Genomic DNA, 24,561 nt, shown 5'->3' with positions numbered 1-24,561 from the left:
ATCTCCTGATAAATCCATCAGATCTCTGATTTCTTGAAAAAAGGACCGATCCTGACTAAATGTTCGGTATCGTGTAATCCTTTAAAATGATCTTTCTTATCAAACATTACAGATTCTTCTAAAGCCGCTTCTAACTGGTCTGCCAGTCGTCGGAACAAAGCCCATGAACCTTCATTTGATGCTGTAATACTAGTTTCAATGTAACGCACACCTGCACATGCTGTTCTTTCCAGTAGTGATAAAAGCATTTTTTTCGCTAAACCTTGCCCACGCGCCTTCTCACTAACCGCTACTTGCCAGATAAACAAAGTGTCTAGCTGATTGGGGATAATATAACCAGAGACAAATCCCAACATACTTCCACCCTCCACACTAGCAACAACCGAGGTTTCGTTGAAATGGCTTGCTTGTAGCAAGTTACAGTACACCGAGTTTGTATCCAGTGGTGGACAGGCTGCCACCAACTGATTAACAGCCATACCATCTATCGCACTGGGTTTAGTAAACACAATTCTTTCTGAATTCATAATTATATCCATTAGAAAACAAAGTATTTATAACCAGTTAAACTTATAAGCCGGACCGTTACCAAACATCGTAACCGCCTAAATAAAGAGGCTTAACGTCAATAAACTGATATTTAAAACAATTTAATTTGATGTCTAATCATTCTACATGAAATCAAATATATGTCCAGATATTTATTTAGAGAACTAACTATTACATGCGTAACCTTATTGATTGATAATTCATTTTAAAAGGTAAGGAACAAGCAAAATGATAGAAAACGCCACAAAAAAACATTTTTAGTTGCATATCCCTATCGAAATTCGGAAAATCCCGCCCCTACTCAGAGTTTTGCTTACCAGCAATATTTCGTGCTGGCAAAATAGGAAGCATAGGTATGGGTCAAAAAACCAACTCTGATCGCTGTTTATGTTTTTGCTTTCAACCATTTAGAGATAATTATGACAAATAAAACATCAATCCAGGACTCGTGGGCGAGCCGATGGATCTTTATTTTGGCAGCTACAGGTTCTGCTGTCGGTTTGGGTAACATTTGGAAATTCCCTTACATTACCGGCGAGAATGGTGGTGGCGCCTTCGTTCTTGTGTATCTAACTTGTATCTTACTGGTTGGTATCCCGATAATGATGGCCGAAGTATTTATTGGACGACGTGCTCGTAAAAATCCAATAAATGCATTAAGTGACGTAGCAGAAGAATCTGACAGTACTAAAAAATGGGGCCTAATTGGTGTCATGGGAATGCTGTCTGGCGTTCTAATTTTTTCTTTCTACTCTGTGGTTGGTGGCTGGGTACTTCACTACATAAAAGTCATGCTAACAGGCGAAATGAGTGGCATTTCATCTGATGAGGCAGGAACTGCCTTTGGTGCTCTTCTTGCAGACCCTGCCACTCTTCTAGGTTGGCATACCTTATTTAGCATCATGACCGTCGTTGTCGTTGCAGCAGGTATTAATAAAGGGATTGAAACCGCTACTCGCATTATGATGCCAGCGTTATTTGTTTTACTAATCATCTTACTTGGTTATGCAATGACGACTGGCGGTTTTGCTCAAGGCTGGAACTTTATGTTTCATTTTGACTTTAGCAAACTCACATGGAACGCAGCGCTAATTGCTTTGGGTCATTCTTTCTTCACCCTATCTCTTGGCATGGGAACCATTATGGCTTATGGTTCTTATATGACCAAAAAAGCCTCTATCGGTAAAACAGTTTTGACTATTGGTGCACTGGATACTCTAGTGGCTCTAGTGGCTGGTCTTGCTATATTCCCGATTATCTTCTCAAACGGTATGGATCCAGCCGCAGGCCCAGGCTTGATGTTTATTTCACTGCCTGTAGCTTTTGGTCAAATGCCTTTTGGCCAGTTGTTTGGCACTCTGTTTTTCGTGTTAGTCGGTGTTGCTGCATGGACATCCGCGATTTCTTTACTAGAGCCAACTGTTGCCTTTTTGGTAGAACGCTTGAAAATGAAGCGAGTTACCGCTTCTATTGGTTTAGGCGTGATTGTTTGGGGATTGGGGATTGCCTGCCTAGGTTCGTTTAACTTTATGGCTGACGTTACTTTCTTCGGCAAAAACACATTCGATTTCTTAGATTACATTACTGCCAACATTATGTTGCCACTAGGTGGTATTTTGATTGCATTGTTTGCTGGCTGGATAGTGAAAGATAAGTTTGCAAAAGATGAGCTAGAAACCTCAGATACGATCTACAAGTTGTGGAACTTTTCGATGAAGTTCACAGCTCCGATCGCGGTTGCTGTAGTATTGTACTTCTTATTAAATCCTATCAAATGATTTAATGAACACGCCCCCACCGGAACATTACTCTGGTGGGGCATTTTTAACGTCTGTAAAAAATCACATCGATCTTAGGGCGTAATTTTCCCCTGCAGCCTGAATAGTGTTGCTCAACTCAGAAGCCACATTGGTCTGTTGAATTTTATTCCAAATAGTTTCATGAAAATAAAACGCGACCGTATTAATAGCGGGTTCCACTATCGCCACCAAGCCGCCAACCAACAAACTGCCAGTTATAAGGTACGCGACCGAAAACGCTATCGAAAAGTGCATTACCGCAAAAGTCATTGTTTTAGCCATGTTGAGTCTCCTGTTGATTTACTATAGAGACTAAGGGAAGGCTTAATATAAGAAAAATATATTATAGATATTTATCTAATAGCTTTTTACTTTCAATGTCACACTTTACCCAAGAAATCCACTACGCCCTCTAAAAGCTCAGAATAAACATTTACTTGCGCAACCTCAGGCATAGCAACTTCACGAGTCGCTAACCAAAAGCTTGGACTTATGACACCAACAGGCCGTCGCCATTGCTGTATTTGCTGTATAAAGTCAGTCACTTTATTAGCAAATTCATTTTCACAAAAGACTAATACAGACCTTGGATTTATTGCCTCAACAAGGCTAGACCAATCTTGACTGTGTTGTATATTTGGCACCACACGACACGACACCCCCTTATCAAGTAAGATAGCCGCTGACATATAGCACCATAAGATACGCTGAGACGACAGACCAGTTATTAGCATCTTAGGTAAGCTCTTTTTCTGAACGTTAAAATGACTTTGTCGCGTCATTAGGCATGACAATATGACCGATTCAGAAAACGCTAAAAACGCCCCTTTCCCTAACTGCTCAAAGCTCGGTAACAACCAATCTCGTATCGCAATTTCAGCAGGATATTGAGAAAAAATTTGCTGGTACATCTGTTCGATCTTATCAGCCTGAAACATTTTTGCGGCATGGATTAAAGACTCTTGCCACTCCAACCATTCACTGGAAGGTAAGACGCCATCGAATGCAGCGCCTTGTTCTAATAAAGCTCTTACCTTACTGACAGCAACACCCTGCTGAACCCAGCGCAATATACCCTCTACACGCAACACATCAGTCTGGTCATAAAGTCTATGCCCTTTTGCTGTACGCTTCGGCTTTAACAAACCATAACGCCGCTCCCAAGCCCTAAGCGTGACAGAGTTCACCCCCGTTTTTAAGGATAAATCTCGAATAGGAAAATACCCTGAACCACTCGATAACGCAGATTCATCTAAAACCTCTTGGGAGGCTTCACCGTGTGTTTTTACCGCTTGATTCGATCGACTCATACATTTTTCCAACAAATCATCACTCATATAAGGCAATTCACCTATTGTGACCTAAACTTCTATAACCACCAAAAACGACGCCAATAAAACTATACAAATTTTTTTGTACAATCCAGTTGCTTTTCTTATACAGTTTTCTATATTGTATAAGAAAAGCAACATGGACACTGGGAAAAAACGAAATGAACACATTATCTACCGGTCAAGTTCACACTCCAACGTTTGATATTGCCATTATTGGTGCAGGCCTTGCTGGCAGCTTATGTGCGCATTTGCTATCCCAGTCTGGCAAAACGGTATGTGTCATTGATAAGAGCCGCGGCAGTGGCGGTCGGGCAAGCAGCAAAAGAATAGACGATGATCATAGCTGCGATCTTGGTACGCCTTACGTTGTTGCTAAGCAGCCCGAAGTGATTGAACTCTTCAAACAACTGACTAAAGAGCATGTCGCTGCGCCATGGAAACAACTCAATAAAGCGGATACTCAAGCCTTTGTGGGTGTTCCCAAAATGAGCGCTATTACACGTCATTTGCTAGGTAACACACATTTCATCACAAATACTCGTATCCAACACTTAGAGCAAATAACAGAAAAAAACCAGCAACCACACTGGCAACTAAGAGACGATAAGTACCAACCCATTGTGATAGCGAAAACCATTATTATCGCAGCACCAGCACCGCAAGCGGCCTCAATATTAGCCACTCACAGCGAATTGGCGGTACTCCTACTTAGAGCAAATCAAGCAAGCGCTTCTTATCAATCACAATGGGCAATGTGGTTAGAAACAGACACATGTGATCTAAATGCGCTTATTGAACCGAAAAATTCACTAATCAAACGCATGATTAAAGACAATTACAAACCCATGCGTCACAGTGAAAAAATAGATCGTTGGGTCATTCAAACTCATCCAGATTGGACTAAACAGCACCTTGATCATGATAAAGAATGGGTCACCCAGACACTTCTGCAAGCCTTTGCAGACATAACCGAACACAGAGTACTAAAACACGGTGAGCCACATCGTTGGTTCTTCAGTCGATTTACCGAAAATAAAGGCAATAACGCCTTTGCTTGGTCAGCAGAAAACAACGTTGGATTGGTTGGTGATTGGCTATGTCAAGGCGACGCAGAAGGCGCATTACTCAGCGCGCTCTCACTTATTCAATACATTAAAGACCCAAAATAGAAGAATATTGGAGGATTCAACTATGACGCACTCGCAACCGTCACCGGATCAATTGCCCCATAAAATCCCAGTTGGAATCAGCTCTTGCCTACTCGGAGACAATGTTCGCTTTAATGGTGGCCATAGTCATTCAGACTATTGTGACAACATACTCAGCCAATATTTTGACTACCAGAAATTTTGTCCTGAAGTGGCGGCCGGCTTCGGTACACCTCGCCCAACGCTACGACTAGAGGGCGATCCTAACTCACCAAGAATGGTTTTCAGCAAACATTCTGATCAAGATGTTTCTGATGTTTTCATGGCGGCGTCTAACCAGTACCTAGAAAAACTAGACCATTTAGACGGCTATATTTTGATGAAAAAGTCACCAAGTTGTGGCATGGAACGAATCAAGGTTTATCAGGAAAATGGTCACCCGCACATGCAAAGAAGTGTCGGACTTTTTACCAAAGCACTGAGACAACGCTATCCATTGCTACCGATTGAAGAAGACGGACGTTTAAATGACCCCGCACTGCGTGAAAATTTTTTGCTGCGAGTCTTCACTCATCATGATTTTCGTCACAGCATGACTGCTGATGCTCGGATGAAAGACCTGATCGCCTTCCACAGTCGTTACAAATACATGGTCATGGCCCACTCACAACCTACTTATCGTCAGCTTGGACGCATGCTCTCAGGTAATGACCCAAGACCTTTTGATGAATTAAAAACGGCTTATTTTGACATTTTAATGACCACACTATCAAAACCAGCCGAACGCAAAAACCATTGCAATGTTCTTATGCATCTAGTGGGGTATTTAAAGCACGCTGTAGATGTATCGGTGCGCAACGATATTTTAGATGTGGTTGAGCAATACCGACGCGGCGAAGTTAACCTTGCCACTCCCGTTACTTTACTTCGTCACTACTTAAAGCATTACGGCAGTGAATATGTAAACCAACAAAGCTACTTTATCCCCTATCCATCGCCTCTTGGTATTCGTAATACAGTTTGAAGGTAACACAGAAAAATGAACATTGAACATCTGGTTTGGTTAAGAAACGATCTTCGTTGTCTGGATAACCCTGCGCTCTATTTCGCCTCACTCGAAGCGGGCAAGGCAGAGCAAGGCATAGCGGTTATCCTAACCCCTACACCAATACAGTGGGAGAAACATAACGAATCAGACGCAAAAACTGGCCTTCGCGCTGGGCTGATGAAGTCTCTTGCTAACACCTTAGCAACACTAGGCATCCCGTTGCATGTTATTGATGCCGACACGTTTGACCAACTCCCTGAAGCCATCACCACTTTCTGTCTCAACCACAATATCAAACATCTTTGGTTTAACCGCGACTTACCGATTCACGAACAGCAGCGCGATCTAGCAGTGTGTGAACAGTTACAGCAACATCAGATTCACACTCACGTACAAGCGACTGACATCATTGTTCCGCAAGATGTGCTGAGTCAGCAAGGTACGCCATTTAAAGTCTTCACACCCTTTTTCAACAAATGGATAAGTCTGCTTGCTCAACAAGATAACACACCGATGCCAATGCCTGAATCTCAAGCAGAGCCGCTGCCAGAGCCCAGCTTAAATTTGACATGGGAAAAACCATTTAGAGACGATCTATGGCCAGCCGATCATGACACAGCAAAACAAAAACTTTGGCAGTTCTGTCATCACAAAGAACGCCATTACCAAACTGCTAGAGATTATCCCATTGAAGCCCGCCACCAGCACATTATCACCTTATCTTGCCTTAGGTGCTTTAGGGCCAAGACAATGTTTAGAGGCCATTCTCTATATTTGTAACCAAGAAGGAAGACGCTGGCAAGAAAGTATCTGGCTAAAAGAGCTTGCATGGCGTGACTTTTACCGCCAGTTGATGAGCCATTTTCCTTTTCTTTGCATGAATCGACCATTCAAGCCAGAAACAGATGCCCTGGTATGGAGAGAGAACGAAGAAGAATTTCAAGCATGGTGTGAAGGCAGAACAGGCTTCCCTATTGTTGATGCAGCCATGCGTCAATTAAACCAAACGGGGTGGATGCATAACCGCTTAAGAATGATCACTGCCAGCTTTTTTACCAAACTAATGTTTGCCGATTGGCGCAAGGGCGAGGCTTACTTCATGAGTAAACTCATTGATGGAGAGTTCGCGGCAAACAATGGTGGATGGCAATGGAGCGCATCCACCGGATGCGATGCCGCTCCTTATTTCCGTGTTTTCAACCCCACAAGACAATCTCAAACTTACGATGAAAATGGAGATTTTATTCGACGCTTTGTTCCGGAGGCTCGCCAAACTTGACGCAAAATCCATTCATGACCCTAAACCTGAACAAAGAAAACGCTGCCACTACCCTATACCTATCATTGATTATAAATCAGCAAGGTTAGCGGCTATTGCGGCGTTTGACACAATAAAAGATCGTTAGGATAACGGTGTTTTTCTGTTGTCCATAGCGAGATTATTGGCAAAAACGAAAAACACCTATATACTTTGAACTGTAACTTTTCAAACTAATCTTTTACAGATCAAAACAAAACCCTATAATCCGTAAAATTTTCGGGATTACTGAATACATATGCCTAACTCACCACAACACTTACACGACGTTTTAGTCCATCTACGACGCATTATTCGCGCTACTGATCTTCAATCAAAGCGTGTAGTAAAAGCTTGCGGATTAACGATTCCACAAATTATGGTACTGCGTTCTATCGAAGCACTTGGCGATGTAACGGTTCGCAAGATATCGGATAGTGTCTCATTAAGCCAAGCAACCGTGACAACCATATTAAATCGTTTGGAAGATCGAAAATACGTAGAACGAGTTAGAGCACAAAAAGACAAACGAATTGTCAATGCACGACTAACAGAGTCCGGACTTGAAATACTCAAAACAACGCCACCATTACTTCATGAAAAGTTCATTGACGAGTTTGAATCACTAGAGGGCTGGGAACAAACTCAAGTCCTTTCATCATTACAACGTATTGCTATGATGATGGACGCAGAAAATCTCGATGCTGCTCCACTATTGGATATTAATTCTCCTGACGCTATGGCTTAGCACATATCAGAATTAACAAAAAATGGCCGCAACGATGCGGCCATTTTTTGATCTTATATAATGCTATCAAACCATTATTTTAAATTCAGCACATCCTGCATATCATACATACCTGCAGATTTCCCCTCTAACCAGCTTGCTGCACGTACAGCACCTTTGGCAAAGGTCATTCGACTACTAGCCTTGTGAACAATCTCAATACGCTCACCTTCAGTCGCAAACCAAACGCTGTGCTCACCAACAACATCGCCCGCGCGAATGGTCTCAAAGCCAATTTCTTTTTGAGTACGGGCACCAGTTTGGCCTTCACGACCATAGACAGCACATTCTTTTAAATTGCGTCCTAACGCTTCAGCAACCACTTCCCCCATACGTAATGCCGTACCAGAAGGTGAGTCGACTTTGTGACGGTGATGCGCCTCTACAATTTCCACATCATAATCATCACCCAAAATCTGCGCAGCAGTCGCCAATAGCTTAAGCGTTAAATTCACACCAACACTCATATTAGGGGCAAATACTATAGGCGATCGTTTTGCTGCTTCATTTAGTTTTGCTTTTTCAGCGTCATTTAAACCCGTTGTTCCAACCACGATGGCTTTTTGATGTTTAGCACAAAAAGCGGCATTTTCTAACGTTAACGTCGGTGTGGTAAAATCAATTAGAACATCAAAATCATCCACACAATCAGCCAACGACGCAACCGCAGCAACGCCCAATTTTCCAACCCCAGCAATCTCGCCTGCATCGGCCCCAATCAAACTACTGCCAGGCTTTAAAATAGCCGCGCCCAAAAAAACACCATTAGCGTCATTAATAGCGGTAATTAAATTTTTTCCCATGCGCCCGGACGCGCCAATAACTGCTACTCGCATTTGTCTGTTTCCTCAATTTTGTCTGCGCAAACCATAGCAAAAATTCTCTTGAATCTCAGCATTAAAAATCAACAACTCGCCATACAAACAAAAAAAGAAGCCGAAGCTTCTTTTTATATATCTACGCGCTAAAACGCCTAAAAGATTTCATTAGGCCGCAACTCTTCAACATTGTCCAAACCAAACTCAATGGCGCCATCGGAAGGAACATCATCCACCGTCGTCCGCATAGTCGGACGAGAGGTGTCATTTTGCTTAATCACAATTTCAACACGCCGATTTGTGGCGCGGTTCACTGAGGTGTCATTTGGCACCAAAGGACGGGTATCCGCATAACCAGTCACGGCAAAACGATCCTGATTAAGAATTCCAGTTGAAAATAACTCTTCAGCGACAGAAATGGCTCGGGCAGAAGATAGCTGCCAATTCGAGCGAAAACGACGGCTGTCAATCGGCACATTATCCGTATGCCCTTCGACTGAAATTGTCCCTTGAATACCTGCCAAGACATCACGAATTAAGTCAATAACAGGAATAAAGTCGTAATTTAGCTCCGCAGAACCGGACTCAAACGATCCTTTGTCCTTAATCCTTATCGTGATTGTCTGCTCTTGCGTTTCTATTTCGACTGTACCTTTTGAAATCTCTTCACGCATCACTGAGGCAATCATTTGCGCATCGCCCTCTGTTTCTTGAATTTTTTTCTCTCGATCAAGATCCGCGTTAGATTTATCCACAAAAGTAACTGGCGAAGGGGAGCCGGAGTTATTTTGCTCTTTCAATTCCGCATCACCGGGCTTACAAATAACCTCAAGCGTATTTTCAGGAGTACTGTCTACTTTTTGCCTCACTTCATTAATCGGTGTTGGCTCAGGTCGACCTGGACTAAACTCTTGGGCAATTATCGACGTTCCCATCGGAATTGAATCTGCTTTCAATTCACTCTGCACACCAAACGCTGCTTTCAATGAACCAGCAAGCTGCTTAAATTTCAACACATCCATCTCAGCAAACGACAGCAAAAGTACAAAGAAACACATTAACAACGACATGAGATCCGCAAACGTTCCCATGTAAGCAGGTAAGCCCTCTACACATTCGGGGCAATCTGACTCTTCTTCATCACTCATTATCGAATCCGTTTACAACTAAAATATTATTCACGTTCAGTTCGCTTGCTTTCAGCAATATAGGTTTTTAAAGCACCATCCAAAATACGAGGGTTTTGGCCTGACTGAATGGCAAGCAAGGCATCCAAAATAAGCTTCTGACAAGTTAACTCCTCATTAGCACGAATGTTTAACTTAGCTTGAATGGGCAAGCACACCATGTTTGCTAACATCGCACCATAAAGAGTGGTCAATAAGGCAATAGCCATCGCAGGGCCGATAGCCTTAGGGTCGTCCATGTTAGCCAGCATCTGCACCAAGCCGACCAGTGTCCCTATCATCCCCATCGCAGGGCCAACATCACCAAAGGCTTTAAACACTTTAGCGCCAGCCGTATGACGAAGATACGACTGGTTCATATCTTTAGTTAATTGGCTTTTCACAACATTACTATCATGACCATCCACCAACATTTGAATGCCTTTTGACAAAAAAGGGTGTCCAACTTCTTTTCCTTCTAAAGAAAGCAACCCCCCTTTTCGTGCTTCATCGGCTAATCCGTATATTTCATCGATCAAAGTATCTAACGGAACGCTTTTAAACATAAACGCTTTTGCCGCCACCTTACCCGCGCTAAGAAACTGGCTTAAAGGATATTGCATCAAAACAACGAAAGTAGATCCGACCAAAACAATCAACGTGGATGCTGTATCAATAAACATTCCCGCTGACCCACCAACAAAAATGGCGGAAATAATTACTATAAAAGACCCAACAAGTCCTATTAACGTTGCGATATCCACACACGTCTCCTGACAAAAAAGCTATAATACGACCAATTAATGCTAGTGATTCTATACGAAACAAAGACAAAGGATGACATCTTCTTACAGGATTTTTGTAATTTTCATTAACACTCCCTCGAACAATGGGCAATTTTCTGTTACAAAACGTAGGTTCAAAATAAGAGTAGTCATCATGTCACGTAAAACAAATGTCCGCCATTTTGAAGAGAACCTCAGCGAGTTGGACACGCTGGTCACACAACTTGAATCGAATCAGCTCTCACTCGAAGAAGCATTAAAAGCCTTTGAAAAAGGCGTAAAGCTTAGCCAAGAATGTCAAACGGTCTTAACACAAGCTGAGCAAAAGGTTCAAATTTTGCTAGAAAAGCAAGATGGTGAACACCTAGAAACCTTTGATCCGGAATTAAATTCGTGACGCTAAACGATTTTTCTAAATACGCCCGTCAGCGCGTAGATGCATACCTTACGCAAAATTTAGACCAATATAAACCCGCAGATCATTTACAGGAGGCTATGGCATACAGCTTATTTAATGGCGGCAAACGCGTTCGCCCTATGTTGACCTATGCCGCCGCTTCCTTATTTGGTGAAGCAAACAGTCTTACAGATGCTTGTGCAGCAGCCATTGAGTCAATCCATGCCTATTCCCTAATCCATGACGACCTTCCAGCCATGGACAATGATGACTTACGCCGTGGCAAACCTACCTGTCATATTCAGTACGACGAGGCGACAGCCATATTAGCAGGCGATGCATTACAAACGTTTGCTTTCGAATTATTAAGCGACACCAAGCACCAAAACATAAAAATCCAGCTACAATTAATTCAAGAACTGGTTGTCGCTTCAGGTCGCCATGGCATGGTCACAGGACAAATGATTGACCTAGCTAACGTGGGCAAAGATATCGATATCAATGCGCTTGAGCAAATGCACCAACACAAAACCGGCGCGCTCATTCGTGCCAGTATTCGTATGGGGGCAATCAGTACTGGCGCTAATAACGAAGCTGAATTGGCCGCATTAGACGCTTATGCGATAGCGATTGGACTCGCCTTTCAAGTGCAAGATGACATTATTGATATCACCAGTGATACAACCACACTAGGTAAAACACAATTTTCGGATGAGGACGCAAATAAACCAACTTATCCTAAGCTGCTTGGTTTAGAAGGTGCTCAATTACTTGCTCAACGCCTGCATGAGCAAGCCATAACTGCGATTTCACCCTTTGGTGACGCTGCTCAACCTTTAGTTGAGCTTGCGAACTATATTATTGGCCGCAACCACTGATATACTTACCCGCTTTTTTAGACTAACTAATATGTGACCAAACCTGTGCCCATGTTCGAAGAGATACCTACAGCGCGACCTGAAACACCACTGCTTGATCAAGTCAATGCTCCAGCTGACTTGCGCGCTTTTAAAAAAGAGCAACTACCAACGCTTGTTCGTGAGTTACGAGAGTTCATGCTTTATAGCGTCGGGCAAACTGGCGGACATTTTGGTGCAGGACTGGGAGTTGTTGAACTCACCGTAGCCCTTCATTACTTATACAACACACCTGAAGACCGCATCGTTTGGGACGTCGGCCATCAAGCTTACCCTCATAAAATTCTAACAGGCCGTCGCGAAGCCTTGCTTAATATACGTCAAGAAAATGGGATCTCAGGATTCCCAAAACGCGATGAAAGTGAATACGATACGTTTGGCGTTGGTCATTCTAGTACATCAATTGGTGCAGCGCTTGGCATGTCTCTTGCTGCACGTCAGTTAAAAACAGGCCGCAAAGCTGTTGCTATCATTGGTGATGGTGCCATGTCAGCAGGCATGGCCTTTGAAGCGCTTAATCATGCAGGCGATGTCAAAGCCGATATGCTGGTCATTTTGAACGACAACGAAATGTCTATTTCCAAGCCTGTAGGTGCATTATCCAGCTACTTTGCTCGGATTTGGGCGAGTAAAACTTACGACCATATTCGTGAAGGTGGGCGCAAAGTGTTCTCAGGGCTACCCTCTGCCCTTGAGCTGGCTCGTAAAGCAGAAGAGCACATGAAAGGCATGGTATCGCCCGGCATGATGTTCGAGGAGCCTCGGCTTTAATTACATCGGCCCTATTGATGGTCACGATATGGATCACTTATTAACTACCATATCAAATCTAAAAGATCGAAAAGGTCCTCAATTCCTTCATGTCATTACAAAGAAAGGCAAAGGCTTTGAACCTGCTGAAGGCGACCCTATCGGCTACCACGCTATCAATAAGATAGAACCTGACCCGAAACCAAACGAAGAGAAAAGCAAACTGCCAAAATACTGCAATGTTTTTGGTAAATGGATATGTGATGCGGCAGAGCAAGACGATAAGCTGGTTGCTATCACACCTGCTATGAAAGAGGGTTCAGATCTCATTGATTTCGCAGAACGCTTTCCAGAACGATATTTCGATGTCGCGATCGCCGAACAACATGCCGTAACGCTAGCCGCTGGCATGGCATGCGATGGCATCAAACCTGTGGTTGCTATCTACTCCACGTTTCTGCAACGTGCTTATGACCAGCTTATTCACGATGTGGCACTGCAAAATCTTGATGTTTTATTCGCCATTGACCGAGCTGGATTAGTGGGCGAAGACGGTCCAACACACGCAGGTGTTTACGATTTAAGCTATCTTCGCTGTATCCCTAATATGGTGGTAATGGCCCCATCTGATGAAAACGAATGTCGTAGAATGCTCCAAACTGGTTATCAGTATAAAGGCCCAGCAGCGGTTCGCTATCCTCGTGGCACAGGTCCAGGTATCGACATTGATAGCGCCCTAGATACGCTAGAAATCGGTAAATCACGAACCTTAAGAACAGGACAATCAGGTATCGTTATTTGTGCTTTTGGCCGACCGACTTATGATGCGTTGCAAGCGGCTAAGCATTTTGATGCCACCCTTCTTGATATGCGTTTTGTTAAGCCACTTGATAAGGAAGCCTTGCTGGCTCAACGCACAGCTAAATTGATTGTTACTGTGGAAGAAAACGCCATCATGGGCGGTGCGGGTTCTGCAGTAAGTGAGTTTTTACTTGCTAACAACATCAACACTCCAGTTCTTCATCTTGGTTTACCGGATCAATACGAAGAACATGCCAGCCATGCCTCCATGTTGAAACGCGTAGGACTGGATGCAGAGGGCATTCAAAAGTCTATTGAACTGAAGCTCAATCATTTATAGTTACGCTATTAAAAATAAGGCCAGATTATCTGGCCTTATTTTTTTAGTCTATGAAGATATTTACAATTTTGACGACTTATAATCTCGACAAGACATCACAATTTTTTTAGAAAGCGTCATCGCACTGTGGCTCTTATGATAAGCCGCTTCATTAATAAACAATGGATAGGCGGTATAATCCCTCTGCCAAGTAATTTTTTCTCCTGCAAACGTTTCCATTACCACCTGACCTGGCTCAATCGGTTGAAAGTCTTTCTGATCAACATGCAGAGAAACCATACCTTCCCTTTGTCCATTTGCATCGATTGGCAAACGTAAATTTTCAGAATATTGAAAAGCATCGTATTCATCTGGTATAACAAAACCCTCTCCACTATTACTCAGCGCAACAAAGTCCAAAATATGCTTTGTCATCGATTACGATATCGCTACAATATGTATTATTCTACTGACCACATTCGTAGTAAGTTATCGAGAGAATTTTCGACTTGTGCGAAGAGAAACATAAAAAAATGCCTCTATATAAAAGCATTAAATAAACTCACTTATGACATTAAAATAAAACCTAACGCTAAAAAATCTAGCGCTATGTTTGAATAATAAGAAGCTACTGTTAATTAAGAACTAGTCAATTTCAAACCCACTACTCCAGCGGAGATTAAGCCAAGACTGATTAGCTTTAATGTCTGGGCTGATTCATCAAACAACAAAATACCCAGCATTGCTGTGCCAACCAAACCTATGCCAACCCATACTGCATCAGCCACACCCACAGGTAATATTTTCATCGCCAAACCAAGTAATACAAAGCTAACAACCAATGACAAAATAGTCCCTATTGAGGGCTATAACTTGGTAAAGCCCTCGGTATATTTCAAGCCAATAGCCCAACTTACTTCCAATAACCCTGCAATGACTAGAATAAACCAGCTCATGTTATTAAGGTCGTCCTCATTATTAATTAGAGTGGTGAGGTCGTCCCCACATCATTAGGCTTTAACATTAGATTTTAAGAAACGCCCTGTCTAGCTCGAACTATCGCAGAATCTACAGCAGACAAAGCCTGCGGACTATTTTTCCAACAGGTTGTTCTCAACATCGAAGCAACCATGCCGGCGATATCTTTTGCTTCATAAGCAGCCAGTTTTTCGAATGAATCAATACCGATTTCTTCAAAACGCTTAATAACAGTAGGCCCAACACCTTTCAATTCAAGTAATGCTTTTTTCTCTTGCTCTGAAAATGCCATGTTTAAAATCTCTCCCTCAGTTAACACTTACCCTTTAGATCTGTCCGTTTAAAACTATCAATTAAACCATATTATGTAGTCCGTGGCGCAAACATAATAATAGCCATGCCTAACAGTGCTACTGCAGAATCCCACCATGTCCCACGTTGTCGGGCGAATACCGTCAACCACCCACAACCATAAAACCGCCATAAAGATATAAACACCGCCATAAGCCGCATAGACTCTTCCTGATGCCGTTGGATGCAACGTCAGAAGCCAAGCAAACACAGCCAAACTTAACGCCGCAGGTACTAATAACCAGATCGTTTTATCTTCACGCAACCAAAGATAAGGTAGGTAACAGCCAACAATTTCTGCCAATGCTGTCAGCATAAAAAGACCTATTGTTTTTAACTCAAGCAAAAGAACCTTCCTTCTAGTGATGTGATCAACGCGCCAAGCTCATAGGCACAAAGCGAATACCATTGAAATCAGCCTCACTGCCTGTAGCCTCAAACCCATACGATTCATAAAAACCAACCGCATTCACTGAAGAGCGCAGGCTAATTTCTTTAGCTTCTGTCGTATTTAATAAAGCACTAAGGAGTCGCTTTCCTATTCCCTGACCTTGTACCGATTTAGACACAAATAAGTGGGTAAGATAATTGCCATCGCGTAACGCACCAAAACCCACGATCTCGCCAGCAAAGACGACTTTAAGTGTCTGAAAACGCGCTGCATCAAACGTTGTAATAATATCTGGCAAAACACGCGCTTTGTACTCAGCCTTACCTTGATCATTAAAATTAGGCAACACATCCACAGCAGATACTTGGCCAATAAAGTGCTTAACAAGTTCCAAATCAGCCATATCAACTTTCTGAATATCCATTTCTACTCCGTAATTACTGAATCTATAGTCGACAGTGTTTTACCAAAAGATGTCAGTTTACAAGCAAAGTGAATAATACAGAACGTTGTTCAGTGACTTTTCTCGAGACAGTTCTATTGAGACGGTTGTATTTGAAGAGTAAAGACAAAATAGCCTAGCCAATCTATTTATCACGAATCGACTAGGCCGTTAAAAACAAAATAAATGTTTTATGATGCGGCTTTAGCGATACGCTTATTACTTAGGTAAATCATTGTAATAGCGCCCACTAGTAGCAAAATCGCCATGTATCTACTGCTATCTAATGGAATGATATTATTTTCCAACCAGCCAAAATGATCGATGATTAGATTCATAATTAACTGACCCGAAATAGTACAAACAGTTGCTGCAGCAATACCAATTTTAGGCACGGCAAAGACCACAATCAACATGTACATTACGCCAAATAAAGCGCCACTTAGTTGCCACTTTGGCGCACTAAAAAGGGTGACTTCATGGTTCGGTTCAAAGAAAAAAACAATAAAAATGAGATAGCGAAACCAATAACAAACGTCAGCCAAGCACTGGCGATCACACCAACGCTATTACCAAGACGTCCATTAATGGAAGATTGTACTGACAACGCAACACCGCCCAATATCAACATAAAAACTGCGAAAAATACCGTCATACTATTTGCTCCTAACTCAAAAGCCAAAGGGCGACAATAATCATCATCACAGCCAAAATTCGATACGGATCAATCCCGCGTTTTTCACTGCCCAACAAACCATAGTGATCAATCACGAGGCTCATGCCGATTTGTCCTAATAAAACACTGGTCATCGTCATACCGACACCAATAATTGGTGTGGCTATGGTGAGAAATACCACATAAATAGGCCCCAACACGCCGCCAGTCAGTAGCCATTTAGGCTGTTTGAATAGCTCAGGTAAATTTGGCTTGGCAAAAAAATCATAATCAATGACAGCAATATCGACCCAATCATAAAAATCGCTAGCGTGGCTGAAAAGTGCCCGACTAACTCACCTAAAGGCCCTAAAAGCCCAGCTTCAATAGACAATCCCATACCCGCCGCTAACACCAGAAGATAAACCATTATTTGCATATGTTTCGTTCCACTCGTTTTCGTTGCGGGCATTCTTAATTAGTGCTTAAATTAAATCAATAACACAAATAACAAGTGATAATTGCACTATGAGCATCAAACCACTTAGAGTTTTTCTTTCCGTTGCCAAAACAGGTAGCTTTATTGCGGCAGCAAAAGAATTGGATTTACCGCCCTCTTCTATCTCTCGATACATTTCAGCCTTGGAAGAAGAGCTTGGCCAACGTCTATTTCACCGACACACACGTGCGGTTAAACTGACGGAAGTAGGTGCCTATTATTTCGCTGAAGTCAGAGAAGTATTAACCAGCCTAGATTTAGCTACCGAACACGTCAAAGGCTCGCTTCTCACACCACAAGGTAACTTAAATATTAACGCGCCCGTTTCATTTGCTCGTTTACACTTGTCCAAATTAATCTGTCAGTTTCAACAACGCTATCCAGACATTAACGTCGAATTGATGCTTACCGATGCCTATGTAGATCCTGTCGCCAATGGCTCAGACATTGTTATTCGCATTGGTGAATTTGAAGACTCTAGTTTAAATTACCAAGCCATTGCAGATGAGCAATTCGTACTGTGCACAGCGCCTAATTATCTGCAAAGCATAAAAGATAAAATCGGCCACCTGTCCCACCCCAAGCAACTGCTCGACTTAAATTGTTTGGTTTATAAGGGCAATAACGGACGGCGTAATTGGTACTTTCGCCAAGAAGACAAAACCTTATTCGAATGTATTGAAGTCACCGGAAACCTATGCAGCAATAACGCGGATATATTGGTACAAGCCGCTTTAGCTGGCCAAGGAGTTATCTTATTTCCACGCTGGTTGGTGTTTCAGCATTTAGCATCTGGGGAATTAGTCGCCTTGTTAGAAAACTGGGAAGGTTCAGAAAAAGATACTCAACAAAGTATTTACGCCCTCTATCCTGGAAATCGGATGAAGTCATCAAAAGTTATGTATTTTCTCGACTTTATGGCTGACTTTTTTGGCCGTTCACACCCTTACTGGGATAAACAAAATACATAAAAATAAGGGGGCGAGAAAAATTCATCGACCCCTTATTGAATAATCTTCTATATTATTTTGCTGTAATCACATCCATCACTAGCTTGCCGTCCACCTTGATCGGCCCATCTTCTTTCGCGCCTAAGGTGTATTCAAAAATACCCGTTTTCATGCCACCAGCTTCGCCATGCAACATCAGCATTAGCATTTCACCAGGCTTAACAGATTCGGTAAGAATTGCTGCCACATCATGATTTTCGCCTTTTTTAAGTGGCGCGTAAGCCACCACAGGACCGAGCTTCATCGCCTTATCCGTGCGATGTACAACTAACCAACCGTTGCTATCAGCCATAACCATATCAGCACTGACGGTTCCACCCGAAACATCTTGATCACTGCCTTTAACAGCAAGTTTACCGCTCATTCCACCCGCTAACGCAGCACCAGTCATTGTCAAAATACCTAAACCAAGTGCAATACGTGAAAATGTATTTTTCATAATAAACCTCTAAATTGTGTATTATTGAGTAGTATTTTCCTTTTACACTCATAGCTACGAGCACAATTAAAAAGGTTTCAGCAAATACATGTTTTTTTTAATTATTTTTCTAAAACCTCAAAATGAGGGTAAAAACATAAAAAAGCCAACCTGTTTAGATTGGCTTTGACGATCATGATGTCTAAATTATAAAGACGTAGGGTAGAGTCGACCATGAATAGCAGGACCAGTTGGCACACCGGTTGGAGAACCACCAGCGGGTTCCACACTGATACCAAACGTCGCATGACGAATCACCGCAGGGTCATAATTAATTTGCTTTTGAATTGGCGCAGAAACATCGGCTAATAAACCTAAAGATCGTGGCGCAGGGCCAATTTCATCCGCTTTAATCCACAACTGATACGTTTTGCCTGCTGCCTGCCCTTGCGCAGTAACGGGACGAACCGTCAGCTGACGAGTTTCAATATCTAAAGACATGATAAAAGCTGGCTGCTTATCATCGGCTTGAAATACGGCTACAAAAGGCGTATTGGTCTGAACATTTGTCGCTACTGGCGCTTTAACAACCATAAAGATCGCAAGGCAAGCGGCAATGGCGGACGCTCCCAGCGCCGTAAATTTCCAGCGTTTTAGTTTGGCACGCATCGCGTCCATTTCGACGACGATATTCGATGCCATAGAGCCAATAACGTTGTTGTCCTCTACCTTCTGATCAATCTTTCGATCAAGCTTGTGCAAAATGTCATCCAAGAGATCTTTTCTTGGTTCAGCCTCTTGAACGTATTCATTCAACCCTGCGAGACGAGATTGCCACTGTAAAATTGCTTGTTCAAGCATAGGCTCGTTCACACGCCGTGCTTCTACAATATCACGCTCGTCTTTATCCAAGGTGCCGAGTACGTATTCAGCCGCCAATGTGTGAATGGATGTTTCTTCGTGATTATTCATAAATTCATACAACCTTGCAGCTGCTTAATACTGCGATGAAGCCAAGTTTTAATCGTGCCTAGCGGCTGTTCGAAACGTTCTGCAAGCTCTTGGCGCGAAAATCCATCTAGGTAAGCCGCTTTAACCATCTCCGCACGGGGCGATTCAAGCCCATCCAAACACGCTTCTAGCTTTAATAAATCTTGGCTCTTTATAAAAAAGTCATCAGGCGCCATCGAGTCATCTGCAATTAAATCAAAATCCACATCGATCTCACTGTCTGGTAAGGTATTTTTTCGTACTTCATCAATAGTGCGGTTACGCGCAATGGTCACCATCCAAGTAATGGGTGACGCAAGACTCGCATCAAAGCTCGATGCTTTATCCCATATTTTAAGATAGACCTCTTGCAGCACGTCTTCAGATACTGACTGATTTTTCAAGATACGATAAACAACACCAAAAAGTTTCCGATGGGTAGCCTCATATAGCTCAGAGAAGGCAAGACGATCTTCTTGGCTGACTCTCTGCAGCAAATTTGCCAATGATTTTGCTGTGTGCTGTTCCGGTAATAAAGATTGATTCATAAGATTCGTATCAATTAAGCATTCTCTCGGTAATGTGTCCGCAGACACCACTGTTGATTATTCAGACACAGGCTATTGATACTGCGCGTTATTATGTTAACTCGACCTACTGCCCACTCACTTTCTCACCGCGTACATAATAACTATGAGTGTCTTTGGCATCATATTCATGACCTTCAACATAACCTAATATTTGGAAGCTACGCTGATCAGCATTTTCAAGAATCGATGCGCCCTCTTCTTCCTGAACATAGTAAATCGCGTTTTTATCCTTGTAATAATTCCAGCCCAATTCATCAAAAGACTCAGGGTCGGCGCCGCTTACGACAATAGGGCTCTCACCACCAAAATAATAAAGACGATCTTTGTCTCTCGCAAAGCCATAAATGGAAAACGCTTGAAAACTTTCAACATCAGCCTCTATACCAATAGGCTTACCCTCATAAAAAATCCGACTATTATCTTTTGCCAACATGTCGGTGAGTGGCACAAAAGAAGAAAAGTCCGCCAACTTGATTGGAACATTGTCATAATAAAGCGTGTATTTCTCGCCCGATTTTGAGTAAGTCCAATAGGAAAAACCCTCGAAATCACCAAAAGTTTGAGGATCCAAATCTGCCATGACTTCACCATTCTTTATCACTTGCGTGTCGTTTAGCCAATAAAACTCATAAGCAATGACCTTCCCAACTAGATTTTCACGATGGATGTCTGGCAGCGGTTGTCCACGAAAATACAGATACTGATTGTCCGCAGCGTATTGATCCACACTGTAATCGTTCTGATAATCATCACTCTTATACGCTTTAAAACTTTCAGCATCTGCGCCAATAATCGGATCAGCATTGTAATAAACCGTATTCCCAACAATACCATAGCCACTGTTAGGGATACCTTTTATGACGTTTGAAATCATCCCAGTATAACCAAAAAAAGACAGCACAAAAAAAACCACAACCGCACTGACCAGAGCAAGCGCAAAGCTATTAAGACCGAAGTATTTCCCCCCTAAAACCCCCAATAAAAGAAAAATCGTCACCGGATAAGACAAAAAAAAGAACGTAGTAAAAATCGTCCCTTTATCATCATCCGCACCGGGGGCAGCAAACATCATGGGAGACATCATTAGCACAACAGGCCAATATAAAAGTGCTAACGTCACAATGATGTTGATAACAATATTCATAGTATCCTTCCTAAAAATAGACATGCTGTCACTGCATATGAAGAGAGAGTATTTTTATATCAAAATCTACCCAAACAATCGAATAAAACCCTCTTTCCTTATCTCAAAACCTTATAGCGTTTTAACCAGAGGCCAACCTATGATGAGTACGGCTAAGGTAACCACACCAATAAATATATTCATCGGTATCCCTACTTTTAGAAAATCACTGAACCGATATCCACCAGGTCCATACACCATCAAATTAGTTTGGTAACCAAGTGGCGTAGCAAAACTCGCCGAAGCCGCCATCATAATCGCGAACACAAAAGGCTCATTATTTAGCCCTGCCTTCTCAGTCGCCTCCAACACAATAGGCAACATCAATACGGCTGCAGCATTATTGGTAATGGTCTCGGTCAACAAAGACACCACAACATACGTCAAAACTAACAGCAACCAAGGAGTACCACCACTCAGATGAATCATATTATGAGCAAGAAACGCCGCAACGCCCGTTTTTTGTAACGCCATCCCCAAAGCAAAAGAGGCAGCAATGGTAATAATCACAGTTAAATCCAAACTTTTTTCTGCCTGACTAATAGAACAGCAGCCTGTTATGACCATCAAACTGGCGCCTATTAGCGCCGCATTTAGCATACTAATCCAACCAAAACCTGCGGCGGCGACTACGCCAACCAGAATCACCCAAGACAACCAAGCTCGGTCGTGTCTTGGCGTTTCCGCATCCAAATCGTTGATCAGCAAAAAATCTTTGTTATAGCGTTGACGCGTAACAAATGCTGGTCTCGCTTCCAGTAAAAGCGTATCACCCGCTTCTAGATAAATATTCCCTAAGTTCCCCTTAACTCGCTCTCCATTTCGTGCCACCGCCAACACAACCGCACCATATCGGTCACGAAACTTAGCACTGCGAATATTTTTGCCCAATGCGGTACAATGGGGTGAAACAACCGCTTCCACCAAACAACGCTCAGCACGATCTTTATTCAGTGTGCTGACCTCTCCATTATCTGCAGAAGCAACAATGCCATGAATGCGTAATAAATCCGAAATCGCCTGGGTATCACCAGCAAACACCAAACGGTCCCCACCGTGCAACACCTCTTCAGAGGATACCGCTGTCACAATGGTATTGTGTCGCTCAATTTCGACTAAATAAACACGCTCTAAATTTCGTAGATTTGCGCTTTGAACTGTCTTTCCAACTAAGGTACCATTTGGGTCTACCGTCACTTCCAACGTAAACTCTCGCAGATTGCCAAACGCTTGTTTATCGCTACGATCAGGTAACCATTTAGGCAAAAACATCCAAATAAAGGCCATACCAGCCAACGCAACAGGGATACCAACAGCGGTAATAGAGAACAAAGAAAAGCCAGCGTTCCTGGTGAGCTCTTGGTACTGACCATTCACCACCAGGTTGGTACTGGTCCCGATGAGTGTCAAAGTGCCACCAAGAATCGCGGTATAACTTAAAGGAATCATCAGTTTAGAAGGAGGAATTTTTATTTTACGAGACCAAGCATGAATGGCTGGGATCATAGTCGCCACAACGGGAGTGTTGTTCAAAAAGCCACTCAACACAACAACCGGTGCAAAAATCCGACAAAGGGCAGAACGTACGGATTTAGGATGACCCAACGCCCTATTCACCATCAAGTCAACGCCACCAGAACCATGTATACCAGCGGCCACTACAAACATGGCCGCGACCGTAATCAATCCCGAATTGGAAAAGCCAGCCAAAGCCTCGTCACCTGACAAAATTCCCATCGCACTGAGAATCGTCATCACAGCCATCATTACAAAATGTGGTGCCATTCTTGTTAGCGTTAACAGACTCAATGCTACAACAGTCAATGCTAAGCAAAACCAACCCTGCCATTCCATTTAAAACGCCTTCTACGTCGAAAAAAAGAATTCTACCCACCATCAAAAATAACGTAAAAGAATATAAAAACCGCAAAATAGATCAATATGGAATATAGGTTTTTTTCCAAAGACAGTATTGCTCACGTAATATCCGAGTAACGCCTAAAAATAAAAGACGAGACATCCCCCTTTATAAAAGGGGAATGTTGTGGTGAGACAATTCTTACAAGGTTTTCAACGCTGCTGTTAACGCGCTCATTTCTTCGTCTGTGCCGATGGTGATGCGAAGATAATTGCCAATACGTGGTTTTTTACCAAAGTAACGAACCAGAATGCCTTGTTCTTTTAAGGCAAGGTAGATTTGCTCAGCGTCTTTGTCAGGATGAGTGGCAAAAATAAAATTAGTCGCAGAAGGAACAATGCTGAACCCAAGCGCTTCCAGTTCTTTAACAGACTGCTCACGAGTAGCGATGGTTTTATCGCAAATCTCTTTTAAATACATTTCATCTTGCACCGCTGCCGTAGCGCCAGCCAAAGCAATGCGATCAATTGGGTAGGAGTTGAAAGAGTTTTTCAAGCGTTCCAACCCTTCAATCAAATCTGGGTGCCCCAATGCGTAACCCACACGAATCCCGGCCAAGGCACGAGATTTAGACAAGGTTTGCACTACTAATAGATTCGGATATTGATTAATCAAAGACACCGCACTTTGCGCACCAAAGTCCACGTAGGCTTCGTCCACTAACACCACCACGTCAGGATTCGCTTTTAAGATTGTCTCAATATCAGACAAAGGCAAGGCTTTACCGGTTGGCGCGTTTGGATTGGTTACCACCACACCTGAGACATCTAGGTTTTCGTAATCTGTTGGTACGATATCAAAATGGTCATTCAGCGGAATCAGTTTTGGTTCGATGCTGTATAAGCCTGCGTACACTTTATAAAAACTGTAGGTAATATCAGCAAATGCCAAAGGCTTGCCACCAGCAAAGTAGCCCATAAAAGCCAAGGCTAAGACTTCGTCCGAACCGTTGCCAACAAACACTTGGTTCGCTTCTAACTGGTAACTTTTTGCCAGAGCGTTTTTTAGTGTCACACCATTGGGATCTGGATAAAGACGCAAACGCTCACTTACTTCCGCCGCCATTGCTTCTAAGGCTTTAGGCGATGGCGAATACGGGCTTTCATTGGTATTTAACTTAATATACTTTTTATCTTGCGGTTGTTCGCCTGGCACATAAGGGTCAAGAGAAGCGATTTTATCTGTCCAAAAACGACTCATGGGATGCTCCGTTGTACGTCA

At 42.7% G+C, this 24,561-nt stretch carries 24 protein-coding genes and 5 pseudogenes; 10 read left to right on the top strand and 19 right to left on the bottom strand.

Features of this window, described 5'->3' with window-relative positions; genetic code table 11:
* Positions 1-17: 17 nt before the first annotated feature.
* Positions 18-527: a diaminobutyrate acetyltransferase gene (ectA, locus tag ONZ52_RS21120; RefSeq protein ID WP_265220615.1), complete on the bottom strand. Its 510-nt coding sequence runs from the start codon at positions 525-527 to the stop codon at positions 18-20.
* Positions 528-968: 441 nt separating this feature from the next.
* On the opposite strand from ectA, the gene ONZ52_RS21115 reads away from it, so the two are divergent.
* Positions 969-2,327, top strand: a complete 1,359-nt coding sequence (locus ONZ52_RS21115) for a sodium-dependent transporter (protein WP_265220614.1) — start codon at positions 969-971, stop codon at positions 2,325-2,327.
* A 63-nt stretch (positions 2,328-2,390) separates the two neighbouring features.
* Here ONZ52_RS21115 and ONZ52_RS21110 read toward each other — a convergent pair whose 3' ends face one another.
* Both ONZ52_RS21110 and ONZ52_RS21105 read right to left on the bottom strand, forming a co-directional pair.
* Positions 2,391-2,630 carry a DUF2061 domain-containing protein gene (locus tag ONZ52_RS21110; protein WP_265220613.1) on the bottom strand — a complete coding sequence of 80 codons (240 nt, stop codon included), beginning with the start codon at positions 2,628-2,630 and terminating at the stop codon, positions 2,391-2,393.
* A 98-nt stretch (positions 2,631-2,728) separates the two neighbouring features.
* The gene (locus tag ONZ52_RS21105; protein ID WP_265220612.1) at positions 2,729-3,658 is read right to left on the bottom strand and encodes a MerR family transcriptional regulator; all 930 of its coding nucleotides are present in this window, start codon (positions 3,656-3,658) and stop codon (positions 2,729-2,731) included.
* 182 nt (positions 3,659-3,840) lie between these two features.
* Between ONZ52_RS21105 and ONZ52_RS21100 the strand changes: the two genes are divergently transcribed.
* The 5 genes from ONZ52_RS21100 (at position 3,841) to ONZ52_RS21080 (ending at position 7,923) form a co-directional block, all read left to right on the top strand.
* On the top strand, positions 3,841-4,851 hold the full coding sequence (locus ONZ52_RS21100; RefSeq protein WP_265220611.1) for an NAD(P)/FAD-dependent oxidoreductase: 1,011 nt from the start codon (positions 3,841-3,843) through the stop codon (positions 4,849-4,851).
* 22 nt (positions 4,852-4,873) lie between these two features.
* Entirely contained in the window at positions 4,874-5,854 is a 981-nt protein-coding gene (locus ONZ52_RS21095; RefSeq protein WP_265220610.1) for a YbgA family protein, read from the top strand.
* 15 nt (positions 5,855-5,869) lie between these two features.
* Positions 5,870-6,658 carry a deoxyribodipyrimidine photo-lyase gene (locus ONZ52_RS21090; RefSeq protein ID WP_265220609.1) on the top strand — a complete coding sequence of 263 codons (789 nt, stop codon included), beginning with the start codon at positions 5,870-5,872 and terminating at the stop codon, positions 6,656-6,658.
* Complete coding sequence (locus ONZ52_RS21085; protein WP_265220608.1) at positions 6,567-7,157, top strand: cryptochrome/photolyase family protein; 591 nt, start codon at positions 6,567-6,569, stop codon at positions 7,155-7,157. The genes ONZ52_RS21090 and ONZ52_RS21085 overlap by 92 nt, the downstream gene beginning before the upstream one ends.
* Before the next feature lie 277 nt (positions 7,158-7,434).
* On the top strand, positions 7,435-7,923 hold the full coding sequence (locus ONZ52_RS21080; RefSeq protein ID WP_265220607.1) for a MarR family winged helix-turn-helix transcriptional regulator: 489 nt from the start codon (positions 7,435-7,437) through the stop codon (positions 7,921-7,923).
* Between the two features lie 74 nt (positions 7,924-7,997).
* Here the strand turns inward: ONZ52_RS21080 and dapB are convergent, their stop codons facing one another.
* From dapB to pomA, 3 genes are all read right to left on the bottom strand, one after another.
* Positions 7,998-8,798, bottom strand: a complete 801-nt coding sequence (gene dapB / locus ONZ52_RS21075; RefSeq protein WP_265220606.1) for a 4-hydroxy-tetrahydrodipicolinate reductase — start codon at positions 8,796-8,798, stop codon at positions 7,998-8,000.
* Between the two features lie 137 nt (positions 8,799-8,935).
* On the bottom strand, positions 8,936-9,928 hold the full coding sequence (locus tag ONZ52_RS21070; protein ID WP_265220605.1) for a flagellar motor protein MotB: 993 nt from the start codon (positions 9,926-9,928) through the stop codon (positions 8,936-8,938).
* A gap of 26 nt (positions 9,929-9,954) precedes the next feature.
* Positions 9,955-10,710, bottom strand: a complete 756-nt coding sequence (pomA, locus tag ONZ52_RS21065; protein WP_265220604.1) for a flagellar motor protein PomA — start codon at positions 10,708-10,710, stop codon at positions 9,955-9,957.
* A gap of 175 nt (positions 10,711-10,885) precedes the next feature.
* Between pomA and ONZ52_RS21060 the strand changes: the two genes are divergently transcribed.
* From ONZ52_RS21060 to dxs, 3 genes and pseudogenes are all read left to right on the top strand, one after another.
* Positions 10,886-11,128: an exodeoxyribonuclease VII small subunit gene (locus ONZ52_RS21060; RefSeq protein ID WP_265220603.1), complete on the top strand. Its 243-nt coding sequence runs from the start codon at positions 10,886-10,888 to the stop codon at positions 11,126-11,128.
* Positions 11,125-12,006 carry a polyprenyl synthetase family protein gene (locus tag ONZ52_RS21055; RefSeq protein ID WP_265220602.1) on the top strand — a complete coding sequence of 294 codons (882 nt, stop codon included), beginning with the start codon at positions 11,125-11,127 and terminating at the stop codon, positions 12,004-12,006. The genes ONZ52_RS21060 and ONZ52_RS21055 overlap by 4 nt, the downstream gene beginning before the upstream one ends.
* Before the next feature lie 51 nt (positions 12,007-12,057).
* A pseudogene (gene dxs / locus ONZ52_RS21050) lies at positions 12,058-13,936 on the top strand (1-deoxy-D-xylulose-5-phosphate synthase).
* Positions 13,937-13,996: 60 nt separating this feature from the next.
* Here dxs and ONZ52_RS21045 read toward each other — a convergent pair.
* The 7 genes and pseudogenes from ONZ52_RS21045 to ONZ52_RS21015 form a co-directional block, all read right to left on the bottom strand.
* Positions 13,997-14,350: a succinylglutamate desuccinylase/aspartoacylase domain-containing protein gene (locus ONZ52_RS21045; RefSeq protein ID WP_265220601.1), complete on the bottom strand. Its 354-nt coding sequence runs from the start codon at positions 14,348-14,350 to the stop codon at positions 13,997-13,999.
* A gap of 203 nt (positions 14,351-14,553) precedes the next feature.
* Positions 14,554-14,871: pseudogene (gene sugE / locus ONZ52_RS21040) on the bottom strand (quaternary ammonium compound efflux SMR transporter SugE).
* A 74-nt stretch (positions 14,872-14,945) separates the two neighbouring features.
* Positions 14,946-15,185 carry a helix-hairpin-helix domain-containing protein gene (locus ONZ52_RS21035; RefSeq protein ID WP_265220600.1) on the bottom strand — a complete coding sequence of 80 codons (240 nt, stop codon included), beginning with the start codon at positions 15,183-15,185 and terminating at the stop codon, positions 14,946-14,948.
* A 71-nt stretch (positions 15,186-15,256) separates the two neighbouring features.
* Positions 15,257-15,590 (bottom strand): annotated as a pseudogene (locus ONZ52_RS21030) (YnfA family protein).
* 25 nt (positions 15,591-15,615) lie between these two features.
* The gene (locus ONZ52_RS21025; RefSeq protein WP_265220599.1) at positions 15,616-16,059 is read right to left on the bottom strand and encodes a GNAT family N-acetyltransferase; all 444 of its coding nucleotides are present in this window, start codon (positions 16,057-16,059) and stop codon (positions 15,616-15,618) included.
* Between the two features lie 209 nt (positions 16,060-16,268).
* Positions 16,269-16,708: pseudogene (locus tag ONZ52_RS21020) on the bottom strand (DMT family transporter).
* A 35-nt stretch (positions 16,709-16,743) separates the two neighbouring features.
* Positions 16,744-17,132: pseudogene (locus ONZ52_RS21015) on the bottom strand (DMT family transporter).
* 128 nt (positions 17,133-17,260) lie between these two features.
* On the opposite strand from ONZ52_RS21015, the gene ONZ52_RS21010 reads away from it, so the two are divergent.
* On the top strand, positions 17,261-18,202 hold the full coding sequence (locus ONZ52_RS21010) for a LysR family transcriptional regulator (RefSeq protein WP_265220598.1): 942 nt from the start codon (positions 17,261-17,263) through the stop codon (positions 18,200-18,202).
* A gap of 52 nt (positions 18,203-18,254) precedes the next feature.
* Here the strand turns inward: ONZ52_RS21010 and ONZ52_RS21005 are convergent, their stop codons facing one another.
* The 6 genes from ONZ52_RS21005 to hisC all read right to left on the bottom strand — a co-directional run bounded on the left by ONZ52_RS21005 (position 18,255) and on the right by hisC (position 24,540).
* The gene (locus ONZ52_RS21005; RefSeq protein WP_265220597.1) at positions 18,255-18,680 is read right to left on the bottom strand and encodes a DUF7282 domain-containing protein; all 426 of its coding nucleotides are present in this window, start codon (positions 18,678-18,680) and stop codon (positions 18,255-18,257) included.
* 186 nt (positions 18,681-18,866) lie between these two features.
* The gene (locus tag ONZ52_RS21000; protein ID WP_265220596.1) at positions 18,867-19,631 is read right to left on the bottom strand and encodes an anti-sigma factor; all 765 of its coding nucleotides are present in this window, start codon (positions 19,629-19,631) and stop codon (positions 18,867-18,869) included.
* Positions 19,628-20,197: a sigma-70 family RNA polymerase sigma factor gene (locus ONZ52_RS20995; protein WP_265220595.1), complete on the bottom strand. Its 570-nt coding sequence runs from the start codon at positions 20,195-20,197 to the stop codon at positions 19,628-19,630. Before ONZ52_RS20995 ends, ONZ52_RS21000 begins: the two co-directional genes overlap by 4 nt.
* 106 nt (positions 20,198-20,303) lie before the next feature.
* On the bottom strand, positions 20,304-21,383 hold the full coding sequence (locus ONZ52_RS20990) for a DKNYY domain-containing protein (protein WP_265220594.1): 1,080 nt from the start codon (positions 21,381-21,383) through the stop codon (positions 20,304-20,306).
* A gap of 111 nt (positions 21,384-21,494) precedes the next feature.
* Positions 21,495-23,276 (bottom strand): SLC13 family permease, encoded by a 1,782-nt coding sequence (locus ONZ52_RS20985; RefSeq protein ID WP_265220593.1) that lies wholly within the window; start codon positions 23,274-23,276, stop codon positions 21,495-21,497.
* A 205-nt stretch (positions 23,277-23,481) separates the two neighbouring features.
* On the bottom strand, positions 23,482-24,540 hold the full coding sequence (gene hisC / locus ONZ52_RS20980) for a histidinol-phosphate transaminase (RefSeq protein ID WP_265220592.1): 1,059 nt from the start codon (positions 24,538-24,540) through the stop codon (positions 23,482-23,484).
* Positions 24,541-24,561: the final 21 nt, after the last annotated feature.

Source organism: Marinomonas rhodophyticola (assembly GCF_026113935.1).
Classification (GTDB): domain Bacteria; phylum Pseudomonadota; class Gammaproteobacteria; order Pseudomonadales; family Marinomonadaceae; genus Marinomonas; species Marinomonas rhodophyticola.
This window is presented reverse-complemented; position numbering and strand designations above follow the sequence as displayed.